The 234-nt window shown below is 67.9% G+C and carries 1 protein-coding gene; it reads right to left on the reverse strand.

The genetic code is table 11. The features are described 5' to 3' along the window. Positions 1 to 234 (reverse strand): hypothetical protein (locus tag ACG01O_RS22280; protein WP_394387812.1); only part of this gene is annotated, 234 nt, incomplete at both ends.

Genomic DNA, 234 nt, shown 5'->3' on the forward strand with positions numbered 1-234 from the left:
TGGAGGTCAGGCCGGCCAGCGCGGCGGTGGTGATCGAGCGCACGTCCGCCGTCTCCAGGCTGCGGACCTGGCCGGTGGTGAAGGCGTTGACCTGATCGGACGTGAGTGCGGCGTACTGCGCCGTGCCCATGGCCGCAAGGTTGGCCGTGGAGAGGTTGTTGATCTGCTCGGTGGTCAGGGCACGGACTTGGGCCGTGGTGAAGCGGGCCAGCTCCTCGGTCGTCAACGCATTGA

It is taken from the genome of Pelomonas baiyunensis (genome assembly GCF_043555935.1).
In the GTDB taxonomy this organism is placed as follows: Bacteria; Pseudomonadota; Gammaproteobacteria; order Burkholderiales; family Burkholderiaceae_C; genus Pelomonas; species Pelomonas baiyunensis.